Origin of the sequence: Exiguobacterium sp. J17977, assembly GCF_018616375.1 — a bacterium.
Lineage (GTDB): Bacteria > Bacillota > Bacilli > Exiguobacteriales > Exiguobacteriaceae > Exiguobacterium > Exiguobacterium mexicanum.
The window spans coordinates 236,179-250,262 of sequence record NZ_JAEQBB010000001.1 but is presented as its reverse complement, the minus strand read 5'-3'; the positions used below and the strand labels follow the sequence as shown (position 1 = coordinate 250,262).

At 51.6% G+C, this 14,084-nt stretch carries 10 protein-coding genes; 7 read left to right on the top strand and 3 right to left on the bottom strand.

The window, feature by feature from the left end:
* Window positions 1-268: 268 nt before the first annotated feature.
* The 5 genes from KNO58_RS01255 (at window position 269) to KNO58_RS01235 (ending at window position 6,863) form a co-directional block, all read left to right on the top strand.
* Window positions 269-2,176, top strand: coding sequence for a beta-glucoside-specific PTS transporter subunit IIABC (locus KNO58_RS01255; RefSeq protein ID WP_214751354.1), 1,908 nt, complete (start codon window positions 269-271; stop codon window positions 2,174-2,176).
* Window positions 2,177-2,213: 37 nt separating this feature from the next.
* A complete protein-coding gene (locus tag KNO58_RS01250) occupies window positions 2,214-3,665 on the top strand; it encodes a 6-phospho-beta-glucosidase (RefSeq protein ID WP_214751352.1) in 1,452 nt (483 codons plus the stop codon).
* A gap of 130 nt (window positions 3,666-3,795) precedes the next feature.
* Window positions 3,796-5,337, top strand: coding sequence for a maltose/glucose-specific PTS transporter subunit IIC (locus KNO58_RS01245; RefSeq protein WP_214751350.1), 1,542 nt, complete (start codon window positions 3,796-3,798; stop codon window positions 5,335-5,337).
* Window positions 5,338-5,361: 24 nt separating this feature from the next.
* Window positions 5,362-6,168 (top strand): MurR/RpiR family transcriptional regulator, encoded by an 807-nt coding sequence (locus KNO58_RS01240; protein ID WP_024370726.1) that lies wholly within the window; start codon window positions 5,362-5,364, stop codon window positions 6,166-6,168.
* A gap of 2 nt (window positions 6,169-6,170) precedes the next feature.
* On the top strand, window positions 6,171-6,863 hold the full coding sequence (locus KNO58_RS01235) for an N-acetylmannosamine-6-phosphate 2-epimerase (RefSeq protein WP_214751348.1): 693 nt from the start codon (window positions 6,171-6,173) through the stop codon (window positions 6,861-6,863).
* 60 nt (window positions 6,864-6,923) lie between these two features.
* On the opposite strand, the gene KNO58_RS01230 is transcribed toward KNO58_RS01235, so the two are convergent.
* The 3 genes from KNO58_RS01230 to KNO58_RS01220 form a co-directional block, all read right to left on the bottom strand.
* The gene (locus KNO58_RS01230) at window positions 6,924-8,525 is read right to left on the bottom strand and encodes a hypothetical protein (RefSeq protein ID WP_214751346.1); all 1,602 of its coding nucleotides are present in this window, start codon (window positions 8,523-8,525) and stop codon (window positions 6,924-6,926) included.
* Window positions 8,522-9,361: a hypothetical protein gene (locus KNO58_RS01225; RefSeq protein WP_214751344.1), complete on the bottom strand. Its 840-nt coding sequence runs from the start codon at window positions 9,359-9,361 to the stop codon at window positions 8,522-8,524. The genes KNO58_RS01230 and KNO58_RS01225 overlap by 4 nt, the downstream gene beginning before the upstream one ends.
* A gap of 240 nt (window positions 9,362-9,601) precedes the next feature.
* A complete protein-coding gene (locus tag KNO58_RS01220; protein WP_214751342.1) occupies window positions 9,602-10,780 on the bottom strand; it encodes a transglutaminase domain-containing protein in 1,179 nt (392 codons plus the stop codon).
* Window positions 10,781-10,886: 106 nt separating this feature from the next.
* Here KNO58_RS01220 and KNO58_RS01215 point away from each other — a divergent pair, with 106 nt between their 5' ends.
* Together KNO58_RS01215 and KNO58_RS01210 are read left to right on the top strand one after the other, a co-directional pair.
* A complete protein-coding gene (locus KNO58_RS01215) occupies window positions 10,887-12,575 on the top strand; it encodes a hypothetical protein (protein WP_214751340.1) in 1,689 nt (562 codons plus the stop codon).
* Window positions 12,576-12,592: 17 nt separating this feature from the next.
* Window positions 12,593-14,077, top strand: a complete 1,485-nt coding sequence (locus tag KNO58_RS01210; RefSeq protein ID WP_214751338.1) for a hypothetical protein — start codon at window positions 12,593-12,595, stop codon at window positions 14,075-14,077.
* Window positions 14,078-14,084 lie beyond the last annotated feature (7 nt).

Below are 14,084 nucleotides of genomic sequence, written 5' to 3'. Positions count from 1 at the left end.
CATCTATAGAAGTAAAAAATCTCACTTGTGACAGATTGAAGAAATCTGAAAATTCCTAAATGTAAGCGTTGACATTTTGTTTTGGCACGTGCTACATTTCAAGTATCAAATAACAACTGAACGGTCTCCTGCGCAGGAATGTTACCTTTAGTGGGCATAACCTGACTCGAGTCAGATGGTAGACGTGATTTCACGTATCTCCTCTGACACGGGTCAGGTTTTTTATTTGACGCAAACCAAAAATCTAATGAAAAAGGAAGGTATGGACATGAAGTATGAACAGCTCGCACGCGACATTATCCAACAAGTCGGCGGCAAAGAGAACGTCAACAGCGTCGTCCACTGTATCACCCGTTTGCGCTTCAAATTAAAAGACGAAAGCAAGGCCAACACGGAAGCCATCAAAAATATGGACGGTGTCGTCACCGTCATGAAGAGCGGCGGTCAATACCAGGTCGTCATCGGCAACCACGTCCCGGACGTGTATAAAGCGGTCGTCGAAGTCGGCGGTTTCCAAAACCAGTCACCGATTGAAGAAGAGGAAGGCCCGAAAGGATCATTGTTCAGCCGGTTCATCGATATCATCTCTAGCATCTTCACCCCTGTCCTCGGCGTCTTGGCCGCGACCGGGATGATCAAAGGGTTCAACGCCCTCTTCGTCGCCCTCGGTTGGCTCGACGCCACATCCGGCACGTATCAGCTGTTGAACGCCATCGGCGATTCGCTGTTCTACTTCTTCCCAATCTTCCTCGGCTATACGGCCATTAAGAAGTTCGGCGGCAGTCCATTCATCGGGATGGCCATCGGGGCGGCGCTCGTCTATCCGACGCTGTCGACGCTCACGGCCGGTGATCCGCTCTACACCGTCTTCGCCGGCACGATGTTCGAGTCACCGATTCATATCACGTTCCTCGGTGTGCCGGTCATCTTGATGACATACTCGACATCGGTCATTCCAATCATCGTCGCGGCGTTCTTCGCAGCGAAGCTTGAGAAGTTCTTGAAGACGGTCATCCCGGACGTCATCAAAATGTTCATCGTTCCGTTATTGACATTGCTCATCATCGTCCCGCTCACGTTCATCTTGATCGGACCGATCGCGACTTGGGCTGGGATGTTGCTCGGTAGCGCCACGGTCGCTGTCTACAATTTGAGCCCACTCATCGCCGGGATCTTCCTCGGTGGTCTCTGGCAAGTATTCGTCATCTTCGGCCTTCACTGGGGACTCGTCCCGGTCGCCATCAACAACTTAACGTCACTCGGGGCTGACCCTGTACTCGCACTCGTCTTCGCGGCCTCATTCGCGCAAATCGGTGCCGTACTCGCAGTCTTCCTCCGAATCAAAAATCAAAAAATCAAAACGCTCTCGATTCCGGCCTTCATCTCAGGCATTTTCGGTGTCACTGAGCCAGCCATTTATGGGGTCACGCTCCCACTTAAAAAACCGTTCATCATGAGCTGTATCGGTGGTGCCGTCGGTGGTGGAATCATGGGTGTCATGGGCACGCAAGTTTATATCATCGGTGGTCTCGGCGTCTTCGGTTACCCGTCGAACATCTCACCGGAAGGCATCACGACCGGCTTCTACGGCTCACTCATCGGGACGGCCGTCGCCTTCGTCGTCGGTTTCGTCTTGACGTACTTGTTCGGTGGCGTCAATAAAGCGGTCGCCGCAACGTCACAACCAGAAGTCACACCGGTCTCACAAGAAGTATCAGCCACGAAAGTCGGCCAAGAACAAATCCTTAGCCCGCTCGCGGGGAACGTCGTTAACTTGAAAGACATCTCGGACGTCGCCTTCTCATCGGGCTCGCTCGGTCAAGGCGTTGCCATCGAACCGACGGAAGGCAAGCTCGTCGCTCCTGTCTCGGGTACGGTGTCTGCCCTCTTCCCGACACATCACGCCATCGGCATCACGACCGAGACAGGAGCCGAGGTGCTCATCCATATCGGTATGGACACGGTCCAACTCGAAGGCAAACACTTCAAGGCACACGTCACGCAAGGCGAGTTCGTCGAGAAAGGACAGCTGTTGATTGAGTTCGACCTCGACGCAATCAAACGCTCTGGCCGTGCCCTCACGACACCGGTCATCGTCACGAACCGAAAAGTGATTTCTCCGAGCCGTGCCGCAAGCGTTCGCTCAGGCGAAGCCTTGTTTGTCATCAACGAATAAATGTGGGAGGGCTCGTCCCTCCTCTATCTGAGAAAGGATGGATTTAATGAGTTTTCCAAACGGATTTTTATGGGGCGGCGCCATCGCCGCGAACCAAGCAGAAGGTGCGTACTTAGAAGGTGGCAAAGGCTTGACGACGGTCGACTTGTTGCCGACTGGCAAGAAGCGGTTCGACGTCATGTTCGGCGACTTGCCGTCACTTGAGCCGGTGCCGGGCGAGTTTTATCCGTCACACGAGGCAATCGACTTCTATCACCGTTATAAAGAAGATATCGCTCTGTTCGCCGAGATGGGCTTCAAGGCACTCCGCCTGTCAATCTCATGGGCCCGCATCTTCCCGAACGGTGACGACGCCGAGCCGAACGAGGCCGGTCTACAATTTTATGACGACGTCTTCGACAAGCTGTTGAAGCACGGCATCGAGCCGGTCGTCACGATTGCCCACTTCGACGTGCCGGTCAGCCTCATCCAAAACTACGGCAGTTGGCGTGACCGCCGTGTCGTCGATTTCTTCGAGACGTACGCGACGACGCTGTTCACCCGCTATAACGGCAAGGTGAAGTATTGGATGACGTTCAACGAGATCAATATGTTGCTCCACTTGCCGTTCATCGGCGCCGGTCTCGTCTTCGAAGACGGGGAGGACAAGCAGCAAGTGAAATACCAGGCGGCCCATCATCAGCTCGTCGCGAGTGCGAAAGCGGTCAAGGCGGCGCACACCATCAATCCTGACATGCAAGTCGGCTGCATGCTCGCGGCCGGTCAGACATACGCCTACTCGTGCAACCCGGACGACGTCTTGGACGCGATGGACAAGGACCGTGAATCGTTCTTTTTCATCGATGTCCAGTCGCGCGGCGAGTACCCGGGCTATGCCAAACGTTTCCTCGACGAAAACGGCATCACGCTCCAAATGGAAGACGGCGACCTCGAGTTGTTGAAACAGCATACGGTCGACTATATCGGCTTCAGCTATTATGCGAGCCGGACGACGAGCACGGACCCGGAAATCAACGCATCGACCGAAGGCAACATTTTCAGCTCACTCGAGAACCCGTTCCTCGAGAAGTCGGAATGGGGTTGGACGATTGACCCGACCGGCTTCCGCATCACGGCGAACCAACTGTACGACCGCTACCAGAAACCTCTGTTTGTCGTCGAGAACGGACTCGGTGCCGTCGATACGCCGGACGCGAACGGATACGTCGAGGACGATTACCGCATCGACTATATGGCGAAACATATCGAACAGATGCATGAGGCCATCAAGGACGGCGTCGAGATTCTCGGCTATACGAGTTGGGGTCCGATCGACTTGGTCAGTGCCTCGACCGGCGAGATGAAAAAACGGTACGGCTTCATCTACGTCGACAAGGACAATGAGGGTAACGGCTCCCTCACCCGCTCGAAGAAGAAGAGCTTTGATTGGTATAAGCAAGTCATCGCGACGAACGGCGAAAAAGTGACGCCTACCGTCAAAACCACATAAGCATGCGAATCGAACCGGTCCCGTTGACTGGTTCGTTTTTTGTTAAAAAGATTTTCACCGTAAACGCTTGCATAAAAATATTTTTCATATTATGATTCAGGTGAAAATAATTTTAAGGGGGATTTATCTCATGTCACGTCTATTCGAACGGGCACAACAATTCGGGAAATCATTTATGTTGCCCATCGCAGTCTTACCTGCTGCGGGACTATTACTCGGGATCGGAGGTGCGCTCTCGAACCCGAACACGGTCCAGGCGTATCCATTCCTCGACATCACCTGGCTCCAGCATTTGTTCACCATCATGGCCGCTGCCGGGTCGATCGTCTTCGCCAACTTGGCTGTTCTGTTCGCGATCGGGGTCGCGGTAGGGCTCGCCAAGTCGGATAAAGGGACGGCCGGACTCGCCGCCATGCTCGGCTATTTGATCATGAACGCCACCATCAACGCCATGCTTCAAATCACGGGTGAGTTGATGGAGACGGATCTCGCCAGTGCCGGCCAAGGGATGGCGCTCGGGATTCAAACGCTCGAGACCGGAGTCTTCGGCGGGATTTTAATCGGGATCGTGACGGCGCTCTTGCATAACCGTTACAACAAGCAAGTGCTGCCGCAGTTCCTCGGCTTCTTCAGTGGATCGCGCTTCGTGCCGATCATCACGTCGTTCGTCGCCATCGGGGTCGGAATTGGGCTCTACTTCATCTGGCCGACGGTCCAAAGCGGTATCTTCTCGCTCGGCGGACTCGTCGACAAGACCGGTTACATCGGGACATTCATCTACGGCTTCGTGCTCCGGATGCTCGGACCGTTCGGGTTGCACCACATCTTCTACATCCCGTTTTGGACGACCGGCCTCGGGGGCTCAATGGTCATCGACGGGACGTTGATTGAAGGGACGCAGAAAATCTTCTTCGCCCAGCTCGCCGACCCGAGCACGACGCAGTTCTATGAAGGCACGGCCCGCTTCATGTCAGGTCGCTTCATCACGATGATGTTCGGTCTGCTCGGTGCCGCGCTCGCCATGTATCACTGTGCGAAACCGGAACAGAAGAAAGTCGTCTTCGGTCTCTTGTTCTCGGCGGCTCTCACGTCATTCTTGACGGGGATCACCGAACCGCTCGAGTTCGCCTTCTTGTTCGTGGCGCCTGTCCTCTACTTGGTCCACGCCATCTTTGACGGGCTCGCCTTCATGATGGCCCACATCTTCGAGATCACGATTGGTCAAACGTTCTCAGGTGGGTTCATCGACTTTATCTTATTCGGGATTTTACAGGGAAATGACAAGACGAACTGGATGCTCGTACCGGTCATCGGTGCCTTCTGGTTCTTGCTCTACTACGTGACGTTCCGCTTCCTCATCACGAAGTTCAACTTCATGACGCCGGGACGTTCAGACGAGACAGCTGTGAAAGCAGCCGACGTCGACGCATCAGACCGCACGACAGCCATCATTGCCGCGCTCGGCGGAGATGCCAACATCGATACGGTCGACTGCTGTGCGACGCGCCTCCGCGTCACCGTCAACGACCACCAACACGTCCGCGAGGATTTGTTGAAGGCGACGGGCGCCCACGGGGTCGTGCAAAAAGGAAATGGGATTCAAGTAATTTACGGTCCTTCTGTTACAATTATTAAGAATGAAGTCCAAGAGGCGTTAGGCCGGGGCGAATAACGAATTGTGTTGGAGGGAACAGCCGTGTGGGAACAAATGAAAGACGTCTATCCAGAGATGACGGACAGTGAGAAAAAGATTGCCGATTACCTCATGACAAATATGAACGACGCCATCGAGTTGACGATCACCGAGTTGGCGCAAGCCATCCAAACGTCACCTGGGACCGTGACCCGGTTCTGTAAAACGATTGGGGTCGGTAGCTATTCGGCACTGAAGCTCATGATGCAAAAGACATTGACGGAAACGAACTTGCCCCAGACGGCGACGTCCCTCGAACCGATGCAGCGGTCGTATATCGAATTGATTCAGACGACCGCCCATTTGATCGATCAAGACGAACTCCTCGCCATCTGCGACCATATCCGACGTTGCCGTTCGGTCCACTTATACGGGCTCGGTAACGCCGGTCTCGTCGCCCAAGAGATGGAGTATCGCTTGCGGCGGATGGGACTGCTCGCCACGACGGCGTTCGATAGCCACAGCATGGTCATGGACGCCTCGATCGCGACGAAAGACGACTTGATTATCGCCTTCTCGAACAGCGGCGAGAGCCGTGAGGTCGTCCAAGCCGTCCAGCTCGCCAAAGAATCAGGCTGCACGACGATCGCCTTTGTCGGCTATCAGCACTCCCCGCTCGCCGAGCTCGTCGACCATCGACTGCTGACGGCCGGCGCTTCGGGCGAGGCGTTCTTAATCAACACACAGCTCCCGCTCCTCTTCACAGCAGATGCGGTGACGAAGACGTTGATGGAAACAAATGAAGACTTAAAAGCGCATTATCTAAAAACACTGAAAGCGCTCGACCGACTTAAAGAAAGAAGTGATTAAACATGACCGATTTACCAACCGGATTGATTGTCTCGTGCCAAGCACTCGAGGATGAACCGCTCCATAGCGATTTCATCATGGGCCGGATGGCCATCGCGGCCGTCCAAGGCGGCGCCAAAGGCATCCGTGCCAACTCGGCGAAAGACATCCGTGAAATCAAACAGCAAGTGAACGTGCCGATCATCGGGATCGTCAAACGCGACTATGCGGACAGCGACGTATTCATCACGGCGACGATGAAAGAAGTCGAGGAGCTGACCGAGGTCGGCGTCGACGTCATCGCCCTCGATGCGACACACCGCCTGCGTCCCGGCAACATGACGCTGCAAGAACTCGTCCACGCCATCCGTTCGATTTATCCGAATCAACTCCTCATGGCCGACTGTGCGACGCTTGAGGATTGTATCGAAGCGGATCGACTCGGCTTCGACTACATCTCGACGACGCTCCACGGCTATACGGCCGAGACGAACGGCTCGCTCCTCTTCCACGACGACTTCAAGTTTTTGAAAGACGTGCTCGATCACGTCACACAACCGGTCGTCGCCGAAGGCAACATCTTGACGCCAGAGATGGCAAAACTCTGCATGGACCTCGGTACACACGCTGTCGTCGTCGGCGGTGCCATCACACGGCCGCAACAGATTACGGCGCGGTTTGAAGAGGCGATGTCTTCTTCATTGCACACAAAATAAAAAGAGTGTCTCCTGTTTCGAATTGAAACAAGAGACACTTTTTTTATAGCAATACATAAATCAACTTCTTAAAAAGTTTCGGACATCATCCGCATTCCGCATGACATCATCCGTCGGCACGTCGAGTAAATCCGCCAACTCGGCACTCGCATCGAGACGCACGCTCACTCGCTCCGTTTCATCAAAGGCGATTGCCGAAAGCCGTCGGTACTCCTCATATTGTCGGAAGATGGTTTGAAGCACCGCCTGATACTCTACATGCATCATCGCGATCGCAGCCTCATATGTGGCGCGCACCTGCTCCGCATTCGTATATAACCCTTCTTTGAACGTATCCATCAACTCATTCAATTTATGGAGCGAAGCGACCAATTCATCAATTGCATACATCAACGTGGCCACGACGATACCGGTCAGGATTCCGCCAATCAATCCACCAATCAATTGGGCAAACATTGCGAACGGTGTTGTTTGTAGATACGTCACGAATGACTCTGTCAATAATACGCCGACGGTCGTTGCCACCGCTGCGACGACGAGCTTTGTCGCTTCTTTGATGGCCGTCTGCGACGTCATGCCTTCGGGTGGTTGGCACAACAACTTGAACGCACTCCATAACCCGGTCACACCGTCATTGATCAGACGCGCCAAATTCTTCGACGTCGTCATGAACGTGTTGATGAACACCGTCAACAGATTCCCCATAAACCCACCGATGAAGCCGTCTTTGAACGCTGTGGCAAACCGCTTCATCTGTTGCATCATATGAACATAGACACGCTCTAAACATTGTTTGAACGCTTCAATCCGCGCGTCCCAATTCGTGAACTGTTTAAACGACTTGAAGAATCCCTTTAGCTCCTTGAACAAGATGTGTTGCAACTCGTAGAGAAACAGCCCAATCGCTTGTTTCGCTCCGACCCGTAGTCCTTGGCTCGCTCCAGTTTTCGCCAGATTCTTTGCATAGTAGGTGTGTTTCGCTTTCGTGACGGACTTTTTGACATGTTTCTTGGCCTCGATATATTTCTCCATCGCAGCCTGTTCGTCCACGCCATAGCGGTCTCGGTTCGTCTGAGTCGGGTCTTTCGGGTTCGGTGAATCGAGCCAGACTTTAAAATCCTTGTCCCCTTTTGACTGATTGAGGCTTCCGTTCGTCCAGGCCAAGTTCTGCTCATCGACTGCCATCTTGCCTCGTTCTTCGTCGGTCATATAGAGACGGGCCTCATCGTTTTGATGAATTTCCGAAGCCGACACGACATGGTCACGGTGGGCTTGTCCATCTTTGTTCAATGTCCGACCTGTATATGCATCCGTAATGGAATCACTTTCTTTAAATTCCTTTGCGCGCATCTTCGAAAAATCTTTCTCATATATGTCATTACGTGTTTTTTTAGAATATTCTCGAGAGAAACGATTTTCTATTTCTTTATCTTTATCGTTGGTAAAAACGCCTTCTTTCGCGTTATGGAGTGTCGTCACGTTCCCGCCATTTTGGTAATCGTTCAAAAATGGACCGAGCCCGAATTCTTGAATGACTTTTGTGAAAGCGATCTCTTTATATTGCTTCATCAAAATTTGAAGGTGAGATTCCTCCAATTTCGGTGACTCATTCAAATCGATATCAAAATTAGTTTGAAGCGATTCGGTAAATGCCTGACTCATACCGCACCACCCACTTTCTTGTTCAATAGTTTGGATGCACTTCCCAATGTGTTAATCAAAACCCCAAGCCGTTCTAATAAATCTTGGTCTTGATCAATTCTGCGCATATCCCAACCATACGCATCAAGTTTCGGCTCAATCTCATTCAATAAGCGATTTAATCCCACGCGGTTCTGAACCGTTAACTTACTCAGTTCACTAACCTCTTTTTCATTCCCTTTTAGTGAAACTCGTTCTTTTTTCAAGACTGTCGCTTTTTCTAAAGCCTCACGTCCGAGTTTTTTATTCTTTCCGTTTTGAAAAACGCTAGCAGCAATCAAAATACCCCACCCAACCGGTCCTGCCAAGCCCATCAATCCACTTCCGACGGCTAGTCCACCACCTGTTGCCAACACACTTCCTCCTAACCAAGCCATCGAGGCGTTTGCGGCCAAGCTACCGCTGATCGCTGCCCCAGTTGAAACAGTTCGGAACGTGGTGGCGATTGCCGCAGCCGTGCTGGGTGTCATGCTGATTGTAGCGGCGCTCATAGCAATCGTCTCTGCTGTAGATACCATCTTTTGCGTAGCCGCAATTTCGGTTTGTACCTCTAACAAGAATGTATCGAAACGTCTGTATTCGATTTCAATTTTATCGACCTCAAGTTCCATTTCGACAGTTTTGTTCTTGAGTTGATTAATAGCGTCCCAGTTAAAACCAATGATGGATTTCAACCGTTTCCGCTCACCAAACAATTCCTCTGAAGCTTTTATGACATCAATCTTGGCTGTTTCGTAAGCACGTTCTGCTTGTTTATACGTTTCGATGGAATCCTCTCGGAATTTGCGATTTAACATATCATTCTTCACTCCCGCTCACTATTTTCACATGTTGGAATATAAAACCAAATTCACTATTTCTTTGTTAGTATAAGGATTATACAGCTTGGATGCAGGCACTTTTTTGTTAAAGGGGGAGATGTTTTTATAGTTTCGTAAATATTGGGTCATCAAAAAACACGATCAGGCAGCTATATGCTTAGCCAAGCCCCATCGCGTTTCTTTTGAGATTGCATCTCTGTCGAATCCACTCTTCGCTTACAAGAAATCTGTCTTCGCGGTAATCGGATAATCATTTGCTTCCCACTCATGATCTTGCTCTAATGTCGCATCGGATACTAAGAAATAATCGTAACCGATCTCACCCACTCGATTCGGGACGGGATCGTTCCACGTCGTGTCCAAGTGATACCAAGCGCCGTCGAGCTTCACGAGATTCCATGCGTGTAACCCGGTCTGGACCTCGCCAGAGATATACTTCGCTTCCACACCTGCGGCTTCCAACAACAAGAGTGTCGTCAACGCATACCCTTCGCACACGCCTTCCCCATTAAACAGAATCGAATATGGCGTATATGGACTCGCTTGGCTGTCTAAATTGTAGGCCGTGTTCAAGACAACATAATCGTTTATGTATTTCACTTTCTCAAAGTCGCTCAATCCGACCGGCATCTCGGCGACGACTTGGTCGACTCTTGCCTCAATCTGTTTCGCTTCCTCGATGTTCATATCGTAAGCCAACTCGACGTCCAGGTCGACATAACCGCCATGATCGCGATATTCGGTCTCTCCACCGCGTGACAGGCGGAACACGTAAATATGGTTCATCTCGAGCCAGTCCCACGCCTCGTCCATCGTCTGTTCAAAGTCTCGACTCTTGCCAATATAACTGATGCTGAACGTTTCATCGAATTGACTCATGTGGTAAGCGAGCGCCTGACCGAGTTCCTCTGATAATGCGACTTGCGCCGGCAACTCGAACGTCTCGTCAAGGATGGTGGCCGACGAACTCGCCACTTGTGTTGAACCGGGCCAATCCATCGTTTGCGCCTCATGATAGGCTGCATACCCGCCGACTAGGCAAATGCTTAACATCATTAACGCCAACACGCTCCACCCGGTCACAGTCACATAAGACCAGATGGCCGAGCGTTTGTTTTTGATCAACCGATTCAACTCATCGCTGACCAGTTGCTCCAAGTCAGTTCGTTTCATCTTCACTTGTGAGTGGATTTGAAACACGACTTTTCGATAGAGAGGATCGAGCAGTTCGAACTGTCGGGCCGGGTGATGCTCTGCCTGTTTCAATTCATCGTGGATGGTATGAAGTTCTCGCCGTAATGCCCGATGGACGAGTCTAGCAACACGTCCTGCTCGGAACAAGAGGACGGCCACGCCCCCACTTAATCCAATCATCAATATGTACATCATCATCATATCTGTCGCTCCCTACACTCGATTACCAGTTAGAATATTTTCCCTACCTCGTACACTCTATAAGTATATAATAACTGTATAAACAATATATGGAAGGTGATAGTTGATGAACATTAATACATATTTGAAAGAATACGCCAACACCTTACTTGGTGACGGCACACATATCGCACCGAGCGTACCCGACAAAAAATTGAACGGAGCCATTAAGAATTACGCAGAGGACGCGCTCCCAGAACACGTTGTTGCCTTGTATGATTCGACGCTCTTCAAGAGCGGCAAAGAAGGCATGCTATTTTTAGGAGACCGCTTCTATTTCAAACCGTTGCTCGAAAAACCGATTTGCGTCTACTACAAAGATTTGCAGCGCGTCGAGTTGGACCGTGAAGTTACGTATAAAAATGATAAGCGAAAAGAGAAACTTCACATCGTCATGCACACCGAGCAATATGACTACAGTCTGTCCGACAAACTCGCCACGTATAACGTCGAAGGCGTCGTCGAGCTATTGAACGGGATCGCCGCGTTAAAAGACAAAGAAGACGAGCTCGTCAACGTCTCACAAGTCACCCCGCTCGCCGACTTGCCGGAAACGTATAAGCTCACGTACTTGAAAGTGTTGGCCAACTTCACGTTCGTCGATGATCAACAGATTGACGCTCAAGAGTATAGCGAACTGATGTCACTCGTCACCCGCATCCACCTCAGTTCGGACTATCGGTTGCAACTTCGCGCCTACTTGAGTAATCCAGCCGAACATGCACCAACACTCACGTTGATTGACGAGTTACGCGACTTGTCGACGACCATCGACTTTTCCATCGTCGAGAAATCGTTATTCAAAGACCTTCTCTATCTCTTCAAATTGAAACGTCCGCTTTCGGCTTGGTTCGAGAACAAGTTTCTTGGCGAGTTGAAAGAAGTGCTCTCCATCTCACGCGAAGAAATCGAACTCATCTCAAGCGCCATCCAAAGCGACGAGGACATTTTGACATTCCGCAAAAACGACTCAGAGATTGCCAAGTCGATGAAAGACTTGGCAGCCAAAGCGGCCGCGGTCGGCGTTCCGCTCACAGCCATCTATTTATCAGGATCGGTCGTCGGCTTGAGCGCTGCCGGATTGACGTCTGGTCTGGCCTCCCTCGGCATGGGTGGACTCCTCGGCTTCTCAAGCATGTTCACGGGCATCGGCGTGTTGGTCGTCATCGGCGTCGGCACGTACCAGGGCTTGAAAAAAATCACGGGCATGAAAGACATTGAGAACAACAAACAGCGCGAGTTCATGCTACAGGCCATCATCCGCAATACGCAACAGACGCTCAACTGCCTGCTTGAGGACATCAATGAGATTTCAAACCGTCTCGTCGTGGCCATCCAACACGGGAACGCCAACTCGGAGAAAATCAATCAACTCTCGAATATGTTGCAGATGCTCAGTCAGAGTGCACAGTTCAGCGCCGACAAACAAGTCCACTCTCAAAAAGAACAAATCATCACGCAACTGCCTCCGAAATTGAGCACCGTTCGGTTGGACGAGTTGACGTCGAAACCGACGTATCAGAAACTACGCGACTACGTGTATGCGTGTTATGCGCCGCAACCAATCCAGCTCGATGATTTGACGTTCAGTTCCGAGGAAGAGCTCGTCTTGAAAGAGACGCTCACCCTTGAAGAATTGGAACAGTTACATGAATCGTTCCAAGCGATCGGTTACTTTGAAATGTCCGGCGGCGGTCTGGCCGAAGTAACTGGTGGGGCGAAGCGTCTCGTGAAGAACGTCTTCGGTGACAAATGAACCGGTCCAATCAAGACATGATTAATCAGGCAAAAGCGTTACTCGTCCAACAACATCAAGCCGCACAGGCTGAGCAACGTTTAGGTGACATCCATGGACACTTGAATCAACTTGAAGACGCGCAAGACGCTCAATCGGCAGTGCTCGACAATTTGTTCGAGGATATGATGCGACTCATGAATGGACAGGTACCACAAACAGCAGCACCGCAATTGGCGCCGCTGGCCGTACGGACGTTCGATGACTTGGAACCCGTGCAAGTCTCGGACGGCTCTTGGGATATGTATTTGTCCGAACTCGATACGTATGCGACGCGACATGATGTGACGGGGCTCAATGATCCGTTCGCCCATCTGTTGACGGCACGACAGCGTCATGAGTTGGCGACGACGTTCAAAGAAAAGTTCTTGCTGAAGGAAGCGGAATGTGACCGCTACGACTACATGATCGCGTCCTTCAGCGGTCTCGTCGCTGGGTTGATTGACAGTTTCTTCGTCGGCTCCCCGACGGACAGTAAACTCGGGAAGTGGTCAGATGAGAAGGTCGACAACGTCGTCATCAAGTTCGCGAACCTCGTCTGGAAACAAGATAAACAGAACGGGGCCCGCCTTCGCAAGCAACCGGATTCGATTGCGAGCGCCATCGGTTTTTTGGAGCGCCGCTTCAAAGTGAATTATGACGCACGTTACGCACAAGATTTGAAGATGGGTGACTCGACACTGAATATGCGTCCGTCGGACCACCATTTGAAATCGCTCGCCCACGCTCCGGACATCATCGGCTTATTCTTCTCGATTTTGGATCAGTTCACTGGCAAGGCAAGCTTCGTCTCGGACGGTCGACTGCTTCGACTCGAGCCGAAAGAAGACGGTACGCAAAGGCTACAAGGTGGCAATCTACTAGCTAAACTGTTCGCCGGGTTTGCCAACTGGTTTGGTCATCTCTTATCTGACGTATCAGGGTCAAGTGGTGTGCGCGGACACGACAACGGTCGTCGCGGCGCCGGTATCCCGCTTCCGTTCTTTGAACTGTTCCAATTCGCCGATTTTGGACAAGTGTCGCATAACGAACAGAAGCTCTCGTTCGCCGACTTCTCGACAAAAGTGTTCGAGAGCGGCTATGATGCGCGTCACGGTGTCGCGATGGCGGTACCGGTCGTCTTCAACGAACTCGTCATTCGCCTGCTTTGGGGCTTGAAGAGCCTGTTTTATCACAAGAACGGCTGGCTCGCCTCGATTCCCATTGGCAATAAGCCGACACTTCGGAAGATGTTGCTCGTGGGCCATGGCGCTCTGTGCCTGACCGATGGAATGGACGCCTATATCCGAAGTGGCAACGTCCCGATTTTATTTGCGACGCGTTTGAACTACGTCGCCTGGAGCCGCTTCGCGTTCGCCTCAATGCAAGAACTGAAGCATGTGCTCGGGAAAGACGTGTACGACTGGAAAGCAGTTGATGCCCACCTTGAGCAAGAATGGAAGAAGCTTAGCGGCGAATATTGATGATAAA

What these genes read in the sequence shown, in the direction of transcription:
- KNO58_RS01255 (WP_214751354.1), top strand. Translation starts at nt 269, where the DNA reads ATGAAGTATGAACAGCTCGCACGCGACATTATCCAACAAGTCGGCGGC.
- KNO58_RS01250 (WP_214751352.1), top strand. Translation starts at nt 2,214, where the DNA reads ATGGATTTAATGAGTTTTCCAAACGGATTTTTATGGGGCGGCGCCATC.
- KNO58_RS01245 (WP_214751350.1), top strand. Translation starts at nt 3,796, where the DNA reads ATGTCACGTCTATTCGAACGGGCACAACAATTCGGGAAATCATTTATG.
- KNO58_RS01235 (WP_214751348.1), top strand. Translation starts at nt 6,171, where the DNA reads ATGACCGATTTACCAACCGGATTGATTGTCTCGTGCCAAGCACTCGAG.
- KNO58_RS01230 (WP_214751346.1), bottom strand. Translation starts at nt 8,525, where the DNA reads ATGAGTCAGGCATTTACCGAATCGCTTCAAACTAATTTTGATATCGAT.
- KNO58_RS01225 (WP_214751344.1), bottom strand. Translation starts at nt 9,361, where the DNA reads ATGTTAAATCGCAAATTCCGAGAGGATTCCATCGAAACGTATAAACAA.
- KNO58_RS01220 (WP_214751342.1), bottom strand. Translation starts at nt 10,780, where the DNA reads ATGATGATGATGTACATATTGATGATTGGATTAAGTGGGGGCGTGGCC.
- KNO58_RS01215 (WP_214751340.1), top strand. Translation starts at nt 10,887, where the DNA reads ATGAACATTAATACATATTTGAAAGAATACGCCAACACCTTACTTGGT.
- KNO58_RS01210 (WP_214751338.1), top strand. Translation starts at nt 12,593, where the DNA reads ATGATTAATCAGGCAAAAGCGTTACTCGTCCAACAACATCAAGCCGCA.